The 20,771-nt window shown below is 62.3% G+C and carries 14 protein-coding genes; 5 read left to right on the forward strand and 9 right to left on the reverse strand.

All coding sequences use genetic code 11. The features are described from left to right. Window positions 1-90: 90 nt before the first annotated feature. The 9 genes from A9K68_RS24830 to A9K68_RS24875 form a co-directional block, all read right to left on the reverse strand. Window positions 91-1,800: a tetratricopeptide repeat protein gene (locus A9K68_RS24830; RefSeq protein ID WP_065007925.1), complete on the reverse strand. Its 1,710-nt coding sequence runs from the start codon at window positions 1,798-1,800 to the stop codon at window positions 91-93. 729 nt (window positions 1,801-2,529) lie between these two features. Continuing rightward, window positions 2,530-3,210 (reverse strand): HAD family acid phosphatase, encoded by a 681-nt coding sequence (locus A9K68_RS24840; protein WP_156768295.1) that lies wholly within the window; start codon window positions 3,208-3,210, stop codon window positions 2,530-2,532. 452 nt (window positions 3,211-3,662) lie between these two features. Continuing rightward, complete coding sequence (locus A9K68_RS24845) at window positions 3,663-5,165, reverse strand: DUF6600 domain-containing protein (protein ID WP_065007926.1); 1,503 nt, start codon at window positions 5,163-5,165, stop codon at window positions 3,663-3,665. A 620-nt stretch (window positions 5,166-5,785) separates the two neighbouring features. Continuing rightward, window positions 5,786-6,535, reverse strand: coding sequence for a ribonuclease activity regulator RraA (locus A9K68_RS24850; RefSeq protein ID WP_065007928.1), 750 nt, complete (start codon window positions 6,533-6,535; stop codon window positions 5,786-5,788). Between the two features lie 23 nt (window positions 6,536-6,558). Further along, window positions 6,559-7,722 (reverse strand): mandelate racemase/muconate lactonizing enzyme family protein, encoded by a 1,164-nt coding sequence (locus tag A9K68_RS24855; protein WP_065007929.1) that lies wholly within the window; start codon window positions 7,720-7,722, stop codon window positions 6,559-6,561. 32 nt (window positions 7,723-7,754) lie between these two features. Continuing rightward, window positions 7,755-8,852, reverse strand: a complete 1,098-nt coding sequence (locus tag A9K68_RS24860) for an ABC transporter ATP-binding protein (protein WP_065007930.1) — start codon at window positions 8,850-8,852, stop codon at window positions 7,755-7,757. A 10-nt stretch (window positions 8,853-8,862) separates the two neighbouring features. After that, a complete protein-coding gene (locus A9K68_RS24865; RefSeq protein ID WP_065007931.1) occupies window positions 8,863-9,753 on the reverse strand; it encodes a carbohydrate ABC transporter permease in 891 nt (296 codons plus the stop codon). Next, entirely contained in the window at window positions 9,750-10,709 is a 960-nt protein-coding gene (locus A9K68_RS24870) for a sugar ABC transporter permease (protein ID WP_065007932.1), read from the reverse strand. Before A9K68_RS24870 ends, A9K68_RS24865 begins: the two co-directional genes overlap by 4 nt. Before the next feature lie 68 nt (window positions 10,710-10,777). Beyond that, window positions 10,778-12,256: a sugar ABC transporter substrate-binding protein gene (locus tag A9K68_RS24875; protein WP_065007933.1), complete on the reverse strand. Its 1,479-nt coding sequence runs from the start codon at window positions 12,254-12,256 to the stop codon at window positions 10,778-10,780. Window positions 12,257-12,467: 211 nt separating this feature from the next. Here A9K68_RS24875 and A9K68_RS24880 point away from each other — a divergent pair, with 211 nt between their 5' ends. The 5 genes from A9K68_RS24880 (at window position 12,468) to A9K68_RS24900 (ending at window position 20,758) form a co-directional block, all read left to right on the forward strand. Beyond that, the gene (locus A9K68_RS24880) at window positions 12,468-13,178 is read left to right on the forward strand and encodes a GntR family transcriptional regulator (RefSeq protein WP_065007934.1); all 711 of its coding nucleotides are present in this window, start codon (window positions 12,468-12,470) and stop codon (window positions 13,176-13,178) included. A 58-nt stretch (window positions 13,179-13,236) separates the two neighbouring features. Further along, window positions 13,237-14,403: a mandelate racemase/muconate lactonizing enzyme family protein gene (locus tag A9K68_RS24885; protein ID WP_065007935.1), complete on the forward strand. Its 1,167-nt coding sequence runs from the start codon at window positions 13,237-13,239 to the stop codon at window positions 14,401-14,403. 63 nt (window positions 14,404-14,466) lie between these two features. Further along, window positions 14,467-15,828, forward strand: coding sequence for a mandelate racemase/muconate lactonizing enzyme family protein (locus A9K68_RS24890; protein WP_065007936.1), 1,362 nt, complete (start codon window positions 14,467-14,469; stop codon window positions 15,826-15,828). 17 nt (window positions 15,829-15,845) lie between these two features. Next, window positions 15,846-17,045, forward strand: a complete 1,200-nt coding sequence (locus A9K68_RS24895; RefSeq protein ID WP_065007937.1) for a mandelate racemase/muconate lactonizing enzyme family protein — start codon at window positions 15,846-15,848, stop codon at window positions 17,043-17,045. A gap of 296 nt (window positions 17,046-17,341) precedes the next feature. Beyond that, window positions 17,342-20,758 (forward strand): AAA family ATPase, encoded by a 3,417-nt coding sequence (locus tag A9K68_RS24900; RefSeq protein ID WP_246811228.1) that lies wholly within the window; start codon window positions 17,342-17,344, stop codon window positions 20,756-20,758. Window positions 20,759-20,771: the final 13 nt, after the last annotated feature.

Consider the following 20,771-nt stretch of genomic DNA (forward strand, 5'->3'; position numbering starts at 1 on the left):
TCTCGACACCTGGATTGTGTGCCGCAGCCGCCGGGTTGCGAGGCTGCGACACGTTTCCTGCCAACAACGACGCCGGCACCTGAGCGCGGGTCAGAGCCGTTCGATGCCGAGAAAGTCCGGCGCTCCCACCCAGGCGGCCTTGAAGCGCGCATCCATCGCTTCGGCGTCCGCTGTCCTGCCGGTCCTGCGGAACACCTCGCGCAGGCCCCACAACGCCCAGGCGTTGTTCGGCGTCTGCTCCAGGACGTGCTCGAAGGCTGCCGCCGCCGCCTCGTGCTCGCCCATGGCGATGTAGACCGCGCCGAGGGTCTGTCGGACCGGATAATACCAGTAGGCCGGTTCCATATAGGCAAGGCCGTCCTCGATCGCGACCGCTGCCTCAAGCTTATTGCGCGCTTCCCGCAGGTTGCCCTGGTGCTGGGCAATGCGGGCCTCCACGATCAGCGCGCTCAATTCCAGCAAATCCGGCGCCGGAAGTCCTCCCGCCGTCTCCGTGGAAAAATCGGTCGCGGCGGCGAGCTTGCGGATTGCGGCGGTCTCGGCGCGCGCCGCTTCGCTCGCACCCTTTGCGGCGAAGGCGACGCCCCGCGCATATCGCCAGGTTGCCTCGACATAAGGCAGGGCGTTTGCCGGCAGCGGCAGCGCGAGTATGACCTCGGGATCGCTGTACTGGGCGTGCGCGAAATAGGGAGCCGCCTTGATCGGCTGCAGCCCGGCCACCTTTCTGGCCATGGTGTCGGAGACCAGCGATTCGAGCTTTTTGGCCGCCTCGGCGATTGCCTCGACGTCGCCCGCCATCTGTGCGGAGGTCATCAGGAAATGCAGGTTGTGCGGATAATAGCCGTCAGTGTAGACGCCGGGCGTGCTCTCCGGCGCTATGCCGACGCGCTCGAAATAGGCCTCGTCCGCTGCCACCGCCTCGCGGTTGATCTCCAGACTGTCGATCCACCGGCCGACCTGATGATAGATGTGCGCTGGCATGTGCACGATGTGTCCGGCGCCGGGCATGAGGGCGGCAAGCCGGTCGGCATGGGCTTCGGCCCTTTCCGGCGTCGTGGACGCTTCGACGGCATGGATATAGAGATGGATCGCGCCGGCATGATCCGGATTGCGCGCCAGCACCCGCTCCAACGAAGCCACAAGCTTGACCGTGTCCGGCTTTGGCGTTGCTCCGCCATCAAGCCAGTAGTCCCAGGGCATCAGGTTCATAAGCGCGTCAGCGTAGAGCGTGGCGATTTCGTCGTCCTGCGCATGGCGGTCTGCCAGTTCCGCCATCGCCGCGGCATAGGCCTGGTTCAGGGCGCCCTGGTCGGCCGAAGTATCGGCGCTGTAGCGCTTGGAGAGCGCGGCGATGAGGTCCTTTTCCCGGCTGGTGGCAAGGTGCGCTACCTTGCGCGCCTGCGCGACAGCTTCGGCGGCGTTCGCGGCTGCCTCCCGACCCATGCCGGCATTGATGTTGGGGCCGAGCACGTAAGCCTCGCCCCAGAAACACATGGCGCAGGTCGGGTCCAGCTTCTGCGCGGCCTTGAAAGCGCGCTGCGCTTCGGCGTGGTTGAACGCCCACGCCCAGCGTAGGCCCTGGTCGAAATAGGCCTGCGCCAGCGGGTTGGCGGTGGTGACAGGATAGGAATGGCTGCCGAGGTTTTCGAGCAGCGCGACGCTTGTCGAATCCTCTCCAACCACCGCCGCCTTGGCCTGGCGGTGCGGAAGGCCCGAATCATGGGCATTGGCCGCGGGCACCGCCAAAAGGGCAGCCACGCTCGCACAGGCCAGCAGCGGGAGTTTAAATGAAAGCTTCATGGTTTCAGCCCGCCTTGTCTTCTTGGCCGCGCTTCAAGCCGCGGACCACCAAACCAATCTCTGACCGGCTAATCCCGATGTCCTTCAGGAAGGCATCGTCCATTGCCGCAAGGGTCCGTTCCGCCATACGGTAAACCCGGTAGTCCCGGTAAGAGCGGTAAGCTGCTCGCATTATCGACATCGCAACACTCCATGATTAGCGCCGCGGGATGCAGCGTTGCCATTGCATTTAAACCATCCCTGTTTCAGGCGTTTTTCCGCGCCGAACGCGAAGTGTTTCGTTTGTTTCAGCGCCGGGGAGCGCTTCCCGCGCGGTGCGAATTCCGAGCTGCCAGAGTCGCGGGAAACCGCCTTCTTTCCTGGGGCTGATTGGTGAACCGGCGTCCGCGATCAGCCACGCTGGCTCGCGCCTCAGATGGCAGCACCGGGACACCGGTCCAATCGCCGGTTATCTGCCGCCTAATGTTAGAGTAGCCATGACATTAGCCGTAATCGATCGTCTGTGGTCAGGCCCGACGAGGGGCCCCTCTTTGGCCGATATGCGGCTGTCAAATCTTCGATCGCCTGGGCTGACATCGGTACGTTGCCGTACCCGGAGATGAATATGATCGGCATGTCTGCCCGCCCGACAGCCGTCGTTCGTTCGCTGCTGCTCAAGCTAAACAACGGGTCACGGCCTGCCGTTGGGCGGCATGGGCCCTAGCGGTCGGGTTTTCGCCGTACACGCCGTCAGCGAACCCTGTAGAATGGATTCGGCAGCAGGAACAGCTTCTCGGCATGCCCCCCGAACAGGTCCGATGGCTGGTCACCGACATTGGCAATGATCGTGTAGCCGGCCTTTTCGATTTCGGCTCTTATGGGTGCCTTGAAATCTGCGGCGGAACCATATTTGGCTCCAGGCTGGACCATGTAAAGTTGCTCATAGCCGGCATAGCCCGTCGATTGCAGGTTCTGTTCGGTCGCCCGACGCTGGTCCTCCGGACGTCCGGTGATGAAGAATACTGCGACTTTCGCCGTTCGCGCCTGCCGGAAGACCTCCAGCACAGGGTCGATGGCCGGATCCTTCGCGAGCTGGTCCCAGGCGGCCCAGCCACAGGGACCGTCGAATGCGATGTCGCAGGCGCCGCCGATCGGGCGGCCGAAATTATCACGTGTGATCACTTCCCAGTTGGCCAAAGCCGTCTCGTCGATATCGAGCACCAGTGCGGGGCGAGGCACCTCCGTTGCGCGCTTGACGACCCAATCGCCTGCCTGCTTCGCCACTGCGGCAAGGTCGCGATCATAGTCGCCGGAATCATGATAATTCGCGGCCGCCAGCATCGCGTCGCCGACATTGGCTGGCTGGGACGGGCTTGTAAGAAGGAGCGAGCCGTCGGCACGCGCCGACACAGGCACATTTGTGCCAGTCATCAGCGCGATTGCTCCAACGGCCGCACCACGCGCAATTCTATTCCACCTAATCGTCTGCATCATGAGACCTTGCGGTCGCGACAAGTCCTCTGTCAAGCGAGGCAAGGCACAGGTCCTCGAAACCGCGGCGCTGAATTAGAGGATTCCAAAACAGACGCCGAATGTTTCTATGACTTGCTGCAAGGTGCAGGATTTCGACCATTGCTGAACAAATTAGCGCTTGCACAAACCGACGCGTTTGGAATGCGCCAACTGCCGACGCTCAGCGCCGAGACAATCGACTCCTATTTGGGCCGTCATCTGCCTGTCCGATTTCGAGCACAGCAAATGGCTATGCACGATGGGACGAACGATCGTCGATGTCGGCAAGGGCTCGCAGCTTTGGCGCGTTGCCGTTCAACGGGCACCGCGGTGGAACGATCGCGGTGCCGTAGTCTGTACCCGCACAACACCTAGCAGTCCGCCTCTGTCTGCGGATCGCAGGCCTTGTTTTCTTGCTTCTGTGTCTTGGGCTTGGCCGCCTGTTCGGGCTCGGCCTGCTGCTCGGCGGCAGGCTGCTCCTTGGCCTTCGACTTCTCAGGCTTGGCCGCCTGTTCCGGTTCGGCCTGCTGCTGCTCGGCGGCGGGCTGCTCCTTGGCCTTCCGCTTCTCAGGCTTGGCCGCCTGTTCCGGTTCGGTCTGCTGCTCGGCGGCGGGCTGCTCCTTGGCCTTCGACTTCTCAGGCTTGGCCGCCTGCTCGGGCTCGGCCTGCTGCTCGGCGGCGGGCTGCTCCTTGGCCTTCGGCTTCTCCGGCTTGGCCGCCTGCTCGGGCTCGGCCTGCTGCTGCTCGGCGGCGGGCTGCTTCTTGGCCTTCGGCTTCTCAGGCTTGGCCGCCTGCTCGGGCTCGGCCTGCTGCTGCTCGGAGGCGGGCTGCTCCTTGGCCTTCGGCTTCTCAGGTTTGGCCGCCTGCTCGGGCTCGGCCTGCTGCTGCTCGGCGGCGGGCTGCTCGTCGGTCGTCGGCTTCTCAGGCTTGGCGGTCTCTTCCGGCTCAACCTGTTCGCCGGTCGCTGGCGCCTGTTCGGTCGTGGCTGCGCCTTCGGTCGGCTTTGATTTCCGGCCAGCCTGAACCTGCTTCACCTCCTCGATCTCTTTGAGCTCAGCTGGTTTGGCATCGGGATCGGCCTTGACTTCACCTTCAAAGACCGTGACCGTATTCTTTTCCAATTTGCCGGCCTGCTCGGGCGTCTCGGTCTCGCTGACCTCGACGACAGTCACCTGCCGGTTCGTCTCCTTCTCGATCACATCAACATCAATGACTTTGTTGATCACCACGTTGTTCTGGATCGTCACGTCGCCGGCCGGCTCGGCCGCCTCGACAATGCGCACAAACTCCGGCTCATCACGGATAACGACGACAGAAATGTCCTCAGCAAGGAATTCGCGGGTGGGGACCACGACCCAGTAAAAATCCGGCGTCGTGTCGAAGGTCACCTCGATTGAAATCAAATCGGGATCGCGGCGCGGCGGCAGCGGAGCCCAGATCATGTGCTCCCTGTCACGCCGCCAGCTCACCCATGCTGGCGCCCAACGAGTGCCGGGAACCCAGTACCAGCCGATGTCGTCGGCATAGCCCCACCGGCCGTAATGGTAGGTCGCCCAGCCGAACGGCTCGTCGGACACCCAGAGCCAGCCATACTGCTCGGTATAGACCCAGTGTCCAAGGGTATACGGACGCCAATCGTCAGGTACATCGACCGGGACGAAAACGGTCGCTCCGTGGTAGGAAACCCAATCACCATGGGAAGACAGGTCATCGTAGAATGTGCTGATCGAGATGGAAACGTCGGTGGCGGCCCTCGCCTCGGACACAAGCGACAATGGCGCAACCGGGTTGGGAATCTCGACGACCGTGAGCAGGCAGGCGGTTACGCCGCCCAGCATCAGCCGCACAGCGTTTTGGGCAAGGACGCGTTTCATCCTAGACTTCCTCCGAAACAGATCGCCCTTCCTCTTGGAAACTCGCCGGCTGTCGGATTGTTCCACTTGCTAGTGATGCCCGCATCTGCCCACACACCGGCTTGGCATCATACGATGGTACGCCAGCCCTATCAGCGCAAACAGCACACATCGGCGCATTGCTGCCTGGCAGCCTCGGGCCGAAAGCAGTCAGCCGGCGCTCTGGAATATAGCCACGAAAAGCGGGCAAGCTGACATCTGCGCGGACAAAACCTAGGTTGCACCGAAGCAGCGGGGCAACCTGCACCCCTGCTCCCGCGCGAAATTGCACGAACAGTATCCGGTTGTTCAAAACCGTTTCTGGGCCCCCGATTGAACCGGTGCGGATCGGCGCCACACCAAGAGGGCATCGACTCCGCCCTCAAGCAGCGATGGACACCATGGTCCGCGGCTGACCTTCACGACCGAGCTTTTCTCGACGCGCTCCGCGTAGTCGAGATACTGCGCGCGGGAAAGCTTCTGACCGGGCTTCGGATTGACGGGCAGCCTGTAGAGATATTCGCGGCATTTGTTGAGGCCTTTTGCGTAGACGCCGGCGTTACCGCCAGAAGGTCTGCCGCCTGCCGCAGGTAATCCATGCGCTAACTCGGGTCCTCGAAGCGGTTTGTTTTACGCCACTCCTCGTACTCGCCACGGGCGTCGTCATGCAGCGGATAGTAGCGTTGCAATGGCCCGCCCTCCATGAGCTTCACTCGCGAGAACTCCTCCCAATCGTGATGCTTGCGTGATTCTTCGATCACCCTCGCGGCCATTGCGACGGGAAGCACCACCACCCCGTCGTCGTCGGCGACGATGATGTCGCCGGGGATTACCGTGACATTCCCGCAGGCAATCGGAACGTTGACGGCATTGGGATAGATACTGGTCTGCACATGATAATTTGGCGTCCAGCCGCGCAGCCACAGGGGCAGATCGAGCTTTTCAACATTGGGCCGGTCGCGCATGCATCCATCGATGACGATGCCCGCGCCGCCCCTGCCTTTGAAATACGTCGACATCATATCGCCGAAGACGCCCGAGCTCATGTCGCCACGCGCGTCGACCACGACTACATCGCCCTCCTGTGCGTGATAAAGTACGTGCCGATGCAGCTGCGTCTCTGGATCGGCATATTCTCCCTCGGTGAATAGGTCCGGCCGCTGTGGCATGAACTGTAGCGTCAGCGCCGGCCCGACGATCGACTTCCCGTGGTTCTGCGCCACCGGTCCGATCATGTGCGGATTGCGAAAACCCATGTGGCCAAGCGTGCCAGCAACGGTCGCGGCGCCGATCTCCCTTAGCGCGTCAATCAGGTGTTTTGGCGGCCGCGTGATGTCGGGAGCATGTGTCATCGTGGACTCCGGTTGAAAGGGTACTACCAGTTCGTAACAGAACCGTCGCGGCGCTTAAGGTGAGGTGCTTCCCAAAAACGAAAGCTCGCCGCCTGGATCGCCTCCTCGTTGACCTCGACGCCGAGCCCCGGCAGATCGCCGACCGGATAGTTGGTCCCGTCGAGCCGTGGTTGCACGGGGAAGAAGTCGGAATTGTCGAAGCCCAGCTTTGTTTCGGGTTCCCTGGTCTCGAGCCAGGCGAAGTTGGGTACCGCGGCGGCGAGATGCACGGTCGCGGCCGTGCACACCGGACCAAGGGGATTGTGCGGCATCAGATCCACATAGTGCGCCTCGCTCCAGCCAGCGACTTTCATTGCCTCGGTAAGCCCGCCGACATTGCAAACATCGAGCCGGTTGAACTGGTGGATGCCACGCTCGATGTAGGGCAGGAACTGCCACTTGCTGGCAAATTCCTCGCCGATGGCAAAGGGGATGTCGGTCATCGTACGCAGGGATTCGTAGGCCTCCGGTGCCTCGTCTCGTATCGGCTCTTCGACGAAATCAAGCACGCCGCGGCCGAGCTTGTTGCAGAAGCTCGCCGCCTCGGCCACCGACAGCCGATGATGATAATCGATGCCGAGGACGACGTCGTCGCCCAGCGCCTCGCGCGCCTTGTTAAGCATACTCGAGGTAGCGCCGACCGACTCGCGCGGCTCGAAGATCTCCCTGCTGTTTTGCCCGGCGGGGAAGAAGCGGATCGCCTGCCAGCCCTGTGCGCGTAGCTCGCGGGCTCGTTCGATGGCAACGTCGCCTTCGGCCTCGTCTCCGGTCGAGGCGAAGGTGGGGATGCGGTCACGCTGCTTGCCGCCTAGCAGCTCGTAGACCGGCACTCCCAGCGCCTTGCCCTTGATGTCGTGAAGGGCGATGTCGATGGCGGAAATCGCCGCCTGCAGAACTCGTCCGCCTTCGAAGTACTGGCTGCGATAAACCTCCTGCCAGATCCGACCCATCTGCATCGGGTCGCGGCCGATGAGAAACTCGCGATAGTGCTCGACCGCGCCGGCCACCGCTTTCTCGCGACCACTCAAGCCGCTCTCACCCCAGCCGAAGATGCCTTGGTCGGTCTCGACCTTGACGAGCATCTGGTTGCGCGTTCCTACCCACACTGGATAGGGCTTGATCGCGGTGATCTTAAGCTTCGTAGTCATCCACGCCACGTTCCAAACGCATCCACCCTGTCTCAGTTGGCCTTGAGGGCCATTTCGGTTTGGCCGTCGAACAGATGCATCCGCTCCTGGTCGAACTCGAGCCAGATCTGTTCATCGGGCGCGACGGCAACGTTCGGCGGCACGCTGACGTTGACGATGGCACCGGACAGGAACGCCTGCACGAAGGTGACGTCTCCGGTTGGCTCCACCGTGTAGGCTTTGGCCGGAATGGCACCGGGGACCGCGCTCTTGCGCAGCCTGATCGTCGAGTGACGCGCGCCGAGCACGACTTTCTTGGTCGTTGCCCTTGCGACCTTCTGGGCGTTACGCGGCGAGAGCTCAAAGCTCCAGCCCTCCGCGCCCGTCAACACGGAGTTGCCGTTTGCCGTCGATGCCTCCAGCGAAATGAGGCTCATCGCTGGGCTGCCGATAAAGCTGGCGACGAACATGTTGACGGGATGGGCAAAGACCTGCGCCGGTGAATCGTATTGCTGCAGGTAGCCGCCGTTCATCACCGCCATCTTGTCGGCCATGGTCACGGCTTCGAGCTGGTCGTGCGTCACATAGATGATTGTCGCCTTGAGGTCTTGGTGGAAGCGCTTGATCTCCGACCGCATCTGCACGCGCAGTTTGGCGTCGAGGTTGGAGAGCGGCTCGTCCATGAGGAACACGGCGGGGTCGCGGACAAGCGCACGGCCCAGGGCCACCCGCTGCTGCTGCCCGCCCGAAAGTTCGCGTGGCTTGCGCTCGAGCAGGTGCGTCATGTCGAGCACTCGCGCCGCTTCCTTGACCTTCTTGTCGATCTCGTCCCTGGGCAGTTTGCGCATCTGCAGCGGGAACGCCAGGTTCTTGTAAACCGATTTCTGCGGATAAAGCGCGTAGTTCTGGAACACCATTGCGATGTCCCGGTCCTTGGGGTCGAGGTCATTGACCACCCGGTCCCCAATGACGATGTCGCCCGATGTGATCGGGATCAGCCCCGCGACGAGATTGAGCGTGGTTGTCTTGCCGCAGCCTGAAGGGCCGACGAGCGCAACGAACTCGCCGTCATTGACCGTCAGCGAGACGTCGTTGACAGCTTTGAAGCTGCCATAAGTCTTGACGAGATCTTTGAGGACCACGTGGGCCATCGGCAACTCCCTAGTGCTTGACCGCGCCTTCTGTAAGGGCGCGTACGAAGTATCGTTGCAGGACGAGGAACAGCACCACGACGGGCACGCTCATCATAAAGCTGGCCGCCATCAGGCCCGGAAAGTCTGTCGTATTCTCTGAGAAGAAGCGCTGGATGCCGACCGGCAGTGTCAACTGGTCGTTCTTGGTGAGGAAGGTGTAGGCGTAGATGTACTCGTTCCACGCGCCGATGAACGAATAGATCGCGGTGGCGATGATCCCCGGCGTAGAGAGCGGCATCACAATCAAAATGAAGGCCTGGAACCGCGTTGCCCCATCGATGCGCGCGGCCTGCTCGAGCTGCACCGGAATGTTGTCGTAAAAGCCCTTGAGCAACCAGATCGCCAGCGGCAGGCCGAAGGTGAGATAGGTGAGAATCAGCGAGCCATGCGTGTTCATCAAGCCGAGCAGGCGCATCAGGATGAACAGCGGCACGAGAAAGATCACCGCCGGGAACATGTTGCGCAGCAGCACGGCAAAGAACAGGAAGTTCCGGCCGGGGAAACTGAAGCGCGAAAACGCGTAGGCCGCAGGGACGGCGACGATCACCGAGAGGATTGTCGTGACGGTCGACACGAAAAGGCTGTTCCAGAAGAAGCGGAGGAAGTCCTGGCCGACGCTGTTCTGGGGATCGAGCAGTTTCTCGTAGCTGGCGAGGGTAGGTTCGTCCGGCCACCATTGCGGCGGGAATTCCATCGCCGCGAACCCGGACTTGATCGAGGTGATCAGCATCCAGATCATCGGCACCGCGGTGTAAAACAGCATGAACGCGAGGAAGATGCGCCCGGTCCACCGCCATCCGTCGACGCGTATCCGGCGCCGGCTCAGGACTCGCGGGGCTGTCTCGGCAGTCATGCTCATGCGCTCCCCTCTTGCCGCTCGTTACCGCTTAGCGCACGGACGTAGAAGTAGCCGAGCGTCATCAGGATAAGGAACAGGAGCACCGAATAGGCAGATGCCACGCCCCAGCGCTGTCGTCCGAAGGCAAGCTCATAAATGTGGGTGATCCAAATATGCGATGCGTTGGAGGGCCCGCCGCCGGTCATGATCCAGGGGATGATGAAGGAATTGAAGTTGGCCACCGCGAGCAGCAGGATCGTCACCGTCGAGACGTTGCGCAAGTGCGGGAACGTGACGTGCCAGAAGCGCTGCCAGGCGCTGGCGCCGTCGACCTGCGCGGCGCGCAGCAACTGCTCGGGCACGGTCTGAAGGCCGGCCATCATCATGATCATCGCAAACGGAAACTCGCGCCAGACATTGACGACGATCAGGGAAGGCAGCACCGTGCTGACGCTGTCGATGAAATTCGGCGGTCGGTCAGCCAATCCGAGGCCGACCAGCACCGCACCGATGATCCCGAAGTCCGAATGATAGATCCACTTCCAGATATAGGAGGCGGCGACCGCGCTAATGACCCAGGGAATGATCAGGATTGCGCGCAGGACACCGCGGCCGATAAAGGCGCGGTGGAGCGCCAGCGCGGTGGCAAACCCCAGGACAAAGGAGATCAAAGTGGATCCCAGTGTCCAGATCAGGGTGTTCCAGGTGACTTTCCAAAACACCTCACTGGTGAGGATGGCCGTGTAGTTGTCGAAACCTATGAAGGTCTTGTCGCGAAGTTGTAGGCCAGGCGGCGTCTTAAAGAACGACAACTCGATCGTGTAGTAGATCGGATAGGCGATGACGATGAGCATCACGGCGATCGCAGGGAGCACGTACGCGTAGTCAGCGCGGTGCTCCCATATCTTGCGTAGCACGCCGGGCCTGCCGGATTGAAAGCTTCGGCGAGCCTCGGCCTTGCCGGTTACGATCGTCACTGTGGCGCGCCCTTATTTTTTTTCTGGACGAACCGGCTGCACGAACGGTGCAGCCGGTCAGGCTTGGACTAGAGTCCGCCCATCAGGTCTCTTACCTTCTTGGCCGCGTCGTCGGCTGCCTGGTCGACGGTCATCGCTCCGGTCAGGGCATTCTGCAGCATGTCCGGGACGATGATGTTCATGATCTCGGGGGCCTGTGGCAGCGCTGGGAACGGGATGCCGTATGGCAGCATCGAGGTCGTCACGTCGAGGAACTTGATGTTGTCCAGACGTTCCTTCATCCATTTGGTCTTGAAGCCGTTAAGATTGCCCGGGTTCGAGCCGGCATAGGCCATCTTCAGCGACCATTCAGGGCTCGTCCACATGCAGATGATAGCCTTTGCGGCCGGCTCGTCGACCTTGCCGCCCTCGACATATTCAGGCTTCAGGATGTGAATGTTCGAGCCGCCGAACACGACTGCGCGCTTGCCGTCGGGGCCAGTGGGAATCAGGCCGTAGCGCATATTGTCGATGACGGTCTGCGCCTTATCCTTGTCGGCGCCCGTCGCTTTCTTCTGCAGGTCGAGCATGACGTCGTAGTCGGACGGGTGCGAGATCATCATGCCAAGCTGGCCGGCGAGGAACAGGGGCTGGTTATCGGCCTGCTGGTTGGTGAGCGCCGAAACCGGAACCGACTTGTCGCGAACATACATGTCGTACGAGGCTTGCAGCGCGGCCTTGCTCTGCGGGCTATCGAGTTTGACCTCCTCATAGGTCGGGTTCGCGGTGGCTTCGTCGAAGACGCCGCCGCCATAGGCCCACAGCTGCGGCATGAAGCGGTACGGCGTATTGCCGGCATTCTTGCGAGCCACGAGGCCGTAACCGGCAATGCCGAGCTTGTCGTGGATCTGCTTGGAATACTTGACGACGTCGTCCCAGGTTGCCGGAGCCTTGTCCGGATCGAGGCCCGCACGCTCGAAGATGTCGGCGTTCCAGATGAACGCCATCGTCTCGTTGTTGGTTGGAATGCCGTAGGTCACCCCTTCCCAGGTCACGGCCTTCATGGCGCCGGGCCAGAAGTCCTCGGTGGAATACCCCACATCCTCGGGTTTGAGCGGCTCCAGATAGCCTTTTGAGGCGAACTCGGTACCACCCAGGATTTGCAGGCGGACCGCCATCGGCGCGGCATTGCCCAGGAGCGCCGTGCGGAACTTGTCAAGAAGGTCGTTATAGGTGAGGGCCTGTTCCTCGAGCTGGATGTTCGGATAGGTCTTGCGGAAGGTCTCGAAGAAATCCTTGTAGTACTGGCGCAAAAGGTCGGGGTCGCCCTCGAACACGCCCTGATACCAGAAAGTCAGTCGCCCCTTGTAGTCGAGGGGGGTGACCTTGGCGCAATCGGCGGCCGTGTCAAAATCCTGTGTGCCCGCAATGGAGCGCACATATTCCGGCGACCACTTGCTGAGGTCGACCGGCGGCGCTCCCAGCGCCGAAGTGGACATCAGCGATGCCATCAAAGCAGTGGCGACAGTGCCGCGCAGGACCGCACTGCCGAGCGTAATCCTCGTCATAGGTATCCTCCCTGTTCTGCATGCCGCCCTGCGCCGAGGCAAAGCGGTCTAGCTCGTTCGACCGCGGGACGCCTTTCTGTTCTATGTATCCCCTCGATCATTTTGTACGTTTTCAGATCGTGGATTGCCTGTCAACGCGTTGGATCGTACATTGTTTGCGGAAACCATGTGTGATATCGGGCTGGGTATGTATTGATTAGGGGAGCCGGCCTTGGCCGAAATGAGCGATTTCAAAGCGATGCCACCTGTGGGCACTGATCCAATCGGGGCATCCAGCGAGGGCGCCTCGCTTTATGAACTCATCAGGGAAGACATCATTGAGGGACGGCTCGCCGCCAATGAACGGCTTGTGGTTACCGATCTCGCCCGGCGTCACGGCACCTCGACCAACCCCGTGCGCGAGGCCCTGCAGCTCTTGCGCGGGGAGGGTTTTGTCATCTTTCTTCCCAACCGCGGGGCGCGCGTCCGACCCATAGATCAGGATTTTGTCCGGGATATCTATGAAATCGGTGTTTTGATTGAGCCGGCCCTGACGCGATGGTTTGTGAATATGGCGACCGGCGAGGACATCGCCGAACTCGAACGTCTCCAAGGCCTGATTGAAGAGAACAACTTTGCCGACACCTTCAGGCACAGTGAGCTTGATACCGCTTTCCACACCGTGATGTACCAGCGGCACTATAACCGCCATGCCGCCGAACTTTGGTGGAAGCATCGCGAAGTGCTGCGAGCCGTCAGCCGGCGTTTCAATTTCACGCTCGCGCGGCGTGCCGCGATCATTCGCGAGCACCGCGAACTCATCGCGCACGTAAAGGCGGGAGAAGCCGACAAGGCGGCCGAACTCGTTTCCCGCCATGTCGAGGGTTCCGGCCGGCATATTCTCGAACAGATGCGTGCGCGCAACGCCGCTCGGGCCGGATAGGAACGAAGGTCCAGTCTCAAACATCGTTAGCCTGGGCATTTCAGATAAAGGAATTGAGATGAAAATCACGAGCATTCGGCCGTGGCTGATCAAGTCCGATGCTTCTTATTGGGGAGAGTTCCTGTTCGTCGAGGTGACGACCAACGAGGGGGTGAGTGGCTGGGGAGAGATCACCACCACTACAAAGCTCGCCAACCGCGCTCTCTGCACGATCCTGCGGCAGATCGGTGTCGCCGTGACAGGCGAGGATCCAGCGCGTATCGAGCACCTCTGGCACAAGATTTTTCGCAGCTTCACCTATATGGGCAGCCGCGGCGCCGCCGTCGAATGCGTGAGCGCCATCGATATAGCCCTCTGGGATATCCGGGGCAAAGTCCTCGGCAAGCCGATTTACGAGCTGCTGGGCGGACCGGTACGCGATGAAATCGCGCTCTACACCCATCCCAACCAGGCCAAATTCACCAGCAAGGAGGCTGTGGTCCGCGAAATTCTAGACATCGTCGAGTCCGGACACACCGCGCTCAAGTTCGATCCGTACCCCCATCAGGGCCGCAGCGCCGATGGCCTGCCCCGCGAACAGCGGGACGGCTACCTCGATGGCAGCATGACCCGCAAGGACGAGCGCGAAGCGGCCGAACTCACGGCGCTGATCCGCGACACGGCGGGGCCTGACATCGACATTCTCATCGATGCGCATGGCCGCTTCGACGTTCCCACCGCCATTCGCCTCTGTCGGAGCCTCGAGGAAGCCGGCCAGATCGATTGGTTTGAGGAGCCCTGCCCGCCCGAGAGCCTCAACGCCCTCAAGCAGGTGCGTGAAAAGGTCAGTGCCGCCATCTCGTGGGGCGAGCGCGGCCACACGAAGTGGGATTTCGTGCCGGTACTCGAGAACAGGCTCGCTGACTACATCATGCCGGACGTCACCTGGACTGGCGGCATTACCGAACTCAAGAAGATTTCTGCCCTATGCGAAGCCTACTACGTCCCGGTCTCGCCACATGACGCCGCGGGACCGATCAACGTGGTTGCGGGAGCGCAGGTGATGATGACCGTTCCTAACTTCTACAAGCTCGAAACGTCGGAGTGGAACCTGGGCAAATACGATCACCTCATCGACAGACCACTCGACGTCTCGAACGGCAGCCTCAAGCTGACGTCGAAGCCTGGTCTCGGTATTGAGATGGACCGTGACTACCTGCAGGCCCACGAGATTGAGCTGGGCTAGCAACGCCCTATGCCGGCCCGGCGCGCGGGCGACAAGTCCCATCCACCAGAACGAGGATAGGTCATGACAAAGACGGGTGGCGCCGACGAGGCGCTCAATCGGGTGAACGCGAACTCTAAGCCATCCCAGCTTCGCATCACCGACATGCGGGTAGCCGAAATCATCGGCGCGCCGTTCACCTCAACCCTGCTCAAGATTTACACCAACCAGGGCATCGTCGGACTTGGCGAGGTGCGCGACGGCGCCAGCGCCACCTACGCGCTGATGCTGAAGAGCCGGCTGCTTGGCGAGAACCCATGCAACATCGACCGCCTGTTTCGCCGGATCAAACAGTTCGGCGGACATGGCCGGCAAGGCGGCGGCGTCTCGGCGATCGAAATCGCGTTGTGGGATCTCGCCGGCAAGGCCTATGGCGTGCCCATCTACCAGATGCTCGGCGGCAGGTTTCGGGAGAAGGTGCGCCTTTATTGCGATACCGACGCTACCGTGCCGAGCGGCACCGAGACCGGCAAGCGCCTCAAGCAGCGCATGGCGCTCGGCTTCACGTTCCTCAAGATGGATCTGGGCCTGATGCAGATCGCGGATGTACCCGGTGCGGTCGTGTCTCCTGCCGGCTCACTTCAAGGGTACCGCGTCCAGCCCGGCCGCGGCCCGGTCAAGACTCTTGAAGAGCGGCGCGCCCGCAACGCCGCCTACGATTTGCACAACGTCCCCCACCCGTTTACCGGCCTCCATTTTTCCGACAAGGGCCTCGACCTGCTTGAGCAGTACATTGCCGAGGTTCGCGACGTTATCGGCATGGATATTCCGCTCGCCATCGACCACGTCGGCCACATCTCGCTGCAGAACGGTATTCGCCTCGCCAGGCGGATTGAAAAATACGTGCCAGCCTGGCTCGAGGATGTGATCCCATGGCAGTATACCGAGCAGTACCGACAACTGCAGGACGCCACCACGGTGCCGATCTGCACCGGCGAGGACATCTACCTCAAGGAGGGCTTCGAACCTTTGCTCAAGAGCGGCGGCCTATCCGTTATCCACCCAGACCTGCTCACCAGCGGGGGCATTCTCGAGACCAAGAAGATCGGCGACATGGCGCAGGACCACGGCGTCGCTATGGCGATCCATATGGCAGAAAGTCCAATCGCCGCAATGGCCGCGGCACATGTCGCGACCGCGACCGAAAACTTCATGGCGCTCGAATACCACTCTGCCGATGTCGACTGGTGGGACGATATCGTCACCGGCCTTGCCAAGCCGCTGGTGAAAGACGGCTTTATCACTGTTCCCGACAAGCCGGGCCTGGGGATTGACGACGTCGTCGACGAGGTGATTTCGCAGCATTTGCAGCCGGGTGTCAGCGGCATCTGGCAGGCCACGGATCACTGGGACAACGAGTATTCCTGGGATCGCACCTGGAGCTGAGGCGAAAAGAACCGAAGATGAAAATCACCGATCTCCGCTGTGCCGTCATCGGTAAACATCCCATCGTTCGTGTCGTCACCGACGAGGGCCTCTATGGCCTGGGCGAGGTCGAGTACACCAAGCCCTACCTCAAGCCCTGGGTCCTGCATTTTCGCGAGGCGCTGATCGGCGAGGACCCGACCGACGTCGAGCGCGTGATGCTGAAGATTCGCCAACGCGGCTCTTTCAAGCCATATGGCGCGGCGGTAAGCGCTATCGAGCATGCGCTGTGGGACATTGCCGGCAAGGCCGCAGGCGTGCCGGCCTACAAACTGCTCGGCGGCAAGGTGCGCGACAAGGTGCGCGTCTACAACGGCTCGATCCGCCAGAAACGCACGGGCGACCGGCCGGAGGATTACGCCGCTGACGTCAAATGGATGATGGAGCAGCCGCAGAACTTCTTCATGATCAAGCAAGGAATCTCGTTCCACTCAAACATGAAGGACACCATTGAGGGCTTCCATTACGGCGTGACGCAGAAGAAGGCCGGCTATCACGGTGCCATGGATCAAGGCGTGATCAGCGAGCGCGGTTTCAATCACATGCTCGACTGCGTGATCGCGATGAAGGAAGTGCTGGGCGACAAGGTCAGCCTGGCGCTCGACTGCGGCCCCGGCTGGATGCTGCCCGATGCGATCAAGTTTGCTCGCGCGGTCGAGAAGTACAATTTGATGTGGCTCGAGGACATGCTGACTGGCGACTATGTGCCGTGGGTCAATCCGCAGGCCTATCGGGAGCTGACCACCTCCACCTCGACGCCAATCCATACCGGCGAGCAGATCTACCTCAGGCACAATTTCAAGGAACTGATCGAGACGCAGGCGGTGCGTGTCATCGGCCCCGATCCTGCCGATATCGGTGGCATCGCCGAGCTGAAATGGGTAGCCGAGCACGCCCATATGCACTCGATCCTGATGGCGCCGCACGGCACGGCGAACGGCCTGCTCGGCCTCGGCGCGTTGATCAACGTGTGCGCCACCTTGCCCGCCAACTACATCGCCTTCGAATACCCGAGCGCCTCCGACCCCTGGTGGGAGGACCTCGTAATCGGCCTGCCGTCGCAGGTCGTGAAGGACAGCATGGTGGACCTGCTGGAAGCGCCGGGGCTGGGCCTCGATATCGATGCCGAAGCAGCCAGGAGGTATCTCAGGGAAGAGGACGCGGGCTTCTTTGACTGAACCATCCTTCTTGCTCCACCCTGCACCACGCGGACCGCATCACGCAAATTGGCATCCGGAATGACCGTTTCGGGCCGGTAGCGGACTGACAGCTTCGGGTCTCGAATCTTCAAGAGCGGACCTTCAGGTCGGCGCGAGCATCGTCGTGATCTAACCCGGAGCTGCCATTTGCCCCTCTTAACGCGCGCCCTCTCTCACTGGCACCTGACGTTGCTATGGGCATAACGGCAAGGACGACTTAGCCTCCTGTTTGCGGTATAATGCTGACCAAACTTCCACCGCCTAGGGAGAAGGGCGTGGATATCGCGGCATGGCTGGCAAGCCTCGGACTGGGGGAACACGCCCCGGCCTTCCGCGACAATGACATCGATTTCGAGCTGCTGCCCAAGCTCACCACCGAGGACTTGACGGCCCTGGGCATCAGGTCCGTGGGGCATCGGCGCAAGCTGCTCAGCGCCATTTCGGCGCTCGCGGAGAATTCCTCCGCTCAGCCAGGGTCGACCCTGTCCACTCGTGAGGAGTTTGCGCAAGACGCCACCGACGACGACGTTGCAGCGCCACGAGCAGAGCGGCGGCAACTCACCGTCATGTTCGTTGACCTCGTCGGCTCGACCGCGCTGTCGCAGCGACTCGATCCTGAGGACATGCGCGAGGTGATCCTCAGCTACCAGCAGGCCGTGTCGCGCGAGATCGCGCGCTACGAGGGACGGGTCGCCAAGCTCATGGGCGACGGCGTGCTCGCCTATTTCGGCTGGCCGCGGGCGCATGAGGACGATGCCGAGCGCGCCGTGCGCGCGGGTCTCGCGGCCGCGACCGCGACCGGCCGACTGGGCGGCCCCGCCGGAGTGCCGCTCGCCGCGCGTGTCGGCATCGCCACCGGGCTGGTGATCGTCGGTGACCTGGTCGGCGAAGGTGCGGCGCAAGAGGAGGCCGTCGTCGGCGACACGCCCAATCTTGCAGCCCGGCTGCAAGCCGTCGCCGAGCCGGATTCTATAGTGGTCGCGGAGGCTACGCAAAGGTTGGTCGCCGGACTGTTCACAGCGACCGATCTTGGTGAACGGGAGCTCAAAGGCTTCACCGCTCCAGTGCGGTGCTGGCGCATCGTCGGCGAGACGGCGGCCGAGAGCCGCTTCGAAGCCCGGCACGCCGTGCTGACGCCTTTGGTCGGCCGGCACGAAGAGCTCGCCTTCCTAGCCGAACGGTGGCATCGCGCAACATCGGGACAAGGCCAGGTTCTCCTACTCACCGGCGAGGCTGGTATCGGCAAGTCTCGCCTGTTGGCCGCACTTGCCGCGCAGGTCGCCGCAGGGCCGCGTTCGGTACTGCGCTATTTCTGCTCGGCCCACTACACCAACAGCGCACTCCATCCGCTGATCTCGCATTTGGAAAGGGCGGCGGGCTTCGTGGGCGACGACAACGCCGACACGCGGTTCGACAAGCTCACGACGCTGCTTACCGGGATCGGCGCGGAGGCTGGCGAGGCCCTACCATTGCTGGCAACGCTGCTCTCGATCGATGCAAGCGGGCGTTATCGTCCGCCGAAGTTGCCGGCGCCGGCGCTCAGGGCGCGCACGCTCGCAGCCTTGGCGCGGCTGGTCGAGGCGTCGGCGACGAACGCTCCAGTGCTCGTACTCGTCGAGGACGCCCATTGGATCGACCCCACGACGGCCGAATGGCTGGAAGCGCTCGTTGAGCGGCTCTCGGACCTGCCGGTCCTGCTGGTGGTCACGGCGCGGCCGGAATTCGAGCCGCGCTGGAGGGCGCTGTCGTGTGTCGACACGCTGCAACTGGGGCGGCTCGAACCATGCGATGGCACGGCGATCATGGAGCGGGTGGCGGGCGGCAAGAAGCTGCCGCGCGACATCGCGGACCGCATCCTTGCTAACACGGAGGGGGTGCCGCTGTTCGTCGAGGAGCTGACGAAGACCGTGCTCGATTCCGACCTATTGGTCGAGGCGGGCGATCGCTATTTGGCGATCGGGCCGCTGCCGGCGATCGCGATCCCGTCGACATTGCAGGACTCGCTGATGGCAAGACTCGACCGGCTGTCACCGGTGAAGGAGACGGCGCAGATCGCCGCCTGCATCGGCCGCGTTTTCCGGCACCGGCTGCTCGCCGCAGTGAGTGGCGCCGGCCGAGGCCGGCTCGACGATGCGCTCAGCCAGCTGGAACAGGCGGAGCTGCTGTTCCGCAGCGGCGCGGCGCCGGAGGCGACCTACACATTCAAGCACGCGCTGGTCTGCGACACGGCTTACCAGAGCCTGTTGAGAAGCCGGCGCCAGCAGATCCATGCCAAGATTGCCTCCGCGCTGGAAGCTGAGTTTGCCGACGTCGCCGAGACCGAACCTGAGACCGTGGCGCAGCACTATACGATCGCCGGACTGGTAGCTGAGGCCGCGTCGTGGTGGCTGAAAGCCGGGCAGCGGGCGATGACAAAGTCTGCCAACCGCGAAGCCGCGGCGCACTTCGGCAAAGGACTCGAGCTCGTTGTAACTTTGCCCGCTTCCGAGGCCCGTCTCAGACAGGAGCTGTCACTCTGGACGGCAATGGGCTCGGCGCTCATCTCCGCCAGGGGTTGGGGCGATTCCGAGGTCCTGCACTCTTTTTCGAAGGCACGGGAACTTGCCGAAAGGCTTGGCGATAAGACACAGCTGTTCGCCGCGGTCCGGGGCGAGAGCGCCTGCCGCACCATTTCGGGTCACCTGCGCGCCGCAAATGCGCTCGCCAACCAGTGCCTCACGCTCGGCATGGAACTCGCGCATGCTTCAGGCGATTCCGGCTACATGCTGGAAGCGCACCACCAGCTCTGGGGTGTCAACTTTTATCTCGGCAACTACAAGACCAGCGGGGTGCACGCCAGCCAGGGTATGGCCATCTACGACTACGAGAAGCATCGCCACCTAGCCTGGGGCTATACCGGGCATGATCCAGGCGTTTGCTGCCGGTCGTTCTCCGCACAGATGCTCTGCATTTGCGGCAAGCCGGATAAGGGGGTTCAGCAGTCAAGAGAAGCAGTCGCCCTCGCCGAGCGCGATTCGCACCCTGTTAGCCTGGCCCAGGCGCAGATGGCGCTCAGCGTCGTCCATCTCATGCGACGGGAGCCGCATGACGGGCGACTCTGGGCCGAAAAGGCGATCGCCGTATCCACCGAGTTCGCCATGCCCCTGCTGCTTGGGCAGGCTCGCGTGTTCTTCGGCTGGGCGCTCGGTGGTTTGGGGCAGTTGGACGAGGGCATCTGCCAGATGCGCGACGGGATCGCGGCGATCGCCGCGACCGGCGCCGACATGGGTATGGCTTACTACCTTTGCGCGCTCGCCCGCGCTTGCGGCGAGCGGGGCGAGGCAAGCGAAGGGCTTGCGCTGCTGGAGCAAGCGTTCGACACGCTCGCCAAGTCTGGCTCCAGGTACCAGCTGCCCGAACTGTTGAGCGCCAAAGGAGAGCTCCTATCGCGCCTTGACGAAGGCGACGATGCTATCGAAGGCTCGTTCCGGCAGTCGCTGGCCGCCGCCCGCGAACAAGGTGCGAGACTGGCCGAACTGAGGGCCGCGCTTCGGCTTGCCCGACTTTGGTCCGATCGCGGACGCGAGAGCGAGGCGCGAGACCTGCTCGCACCCGCATATGCGGCGTTCAACGAGGGTTTCGGCACTTCCGATCTGGTTGAGGCAAAGAGCCTGCTGCAGAAGTTTTCACATCATCCGGCGGCGCAGCCATAGGCAGCAACACCCA

The sequence above is a fragment of the Mesorhizobium sp. AA22 genome (assembly GCF_001672375.2).
GTDB classification, from domain to species: Bacteria; Pseudomonadota; Alphaproteobacteria; order Rhizobiales; family Rhizobiaceae; genus Mesorhizobium; species Mesorhizobium wenxiniae.

Excerpts from the sequence above, each read along its gene's own strand:
- A9K68_RS24830 (WP_065007925.1), bottom strand. The coding sequence starts at position 1,800 with ATGAAGCTTTCATTTAAACTCCCGCTGCTGGCCTGTGCGAGCGTGGCT.
- A9K68_RS24840 (WP_156768295.1), bottom strand. The coding sequence starts at position 3,210 with ATGACTGGCACAAATGTGCCTGTGTCGGCGCGTGCCGACGGCTCGCTC.
- A9K68_RS24845 (WP_065007926.1), bottom strand. The coding sequence starts at position 5,165 with ATGAAACGCGTCCTTGCCCAAAACGCTGTGCGGCTGATGCTGGGCGGC.
- A9K68_RS24850 (WP_065007928.1), bottom strand. The coding sequence starts at position 6,535 with ATGACACATGCTCCCGACATCACGCGGCCGCCAAAACACCTGATTGAC.
- A9K68_RS24855 (WP_065007929.1), bottom strand. The coding sequence starts at position 7,722 with ATGACTACGAAGCTTAAGATCACCGCGATCAAGCCCTATCCAGTGTGG.
- A9K68_RS24860 (WP_065007930.1), bottom strand. The coding sequence starts at position 8,852 with ATGGCCCACGTGGTCCTCAAAGATCTCGTCAAGACTTATGGCAGCTTC.
- A9K68_RS24865 (WP_065007931.1), bottom strand. The coding sequence starts at position 9,753 with ATGAGCATGACTGCCGAGACAGCCCCGCGAGTCCTGAGCCGGCGCCGG.
- A9K68_RS24875 (WP_065007933.1), bottom strand. The coding sequence starts at position 12,256 with ATGACGAGGATTACGCTCGGCAGTGCGGTCCTGCGCGGCACTGTCGCC.
- A9K68_RS24885 (WP_065007935.1), top strand. The coding sequence starts at position 13,237 with ATGAAAATCACGAGCATTCGGCCGTGGCTGATCAAGTCCGATGCTTCT.
- A9K68_RS24890 (WP_065007936.1), top strand. The coding sequence starts at position 14,467 with ATGACAAAGACGGGTGGCGCCGACGAGGCGCTCAATCGGGTGAACGCG.
- A9K68_RS24895 (WP_065007937.1), top strand. The coding sequence starts at position 15,846 with ATGAAAATCACCGATCTCCGCTGTGCCGTCATCGGTAAACATCCCATC.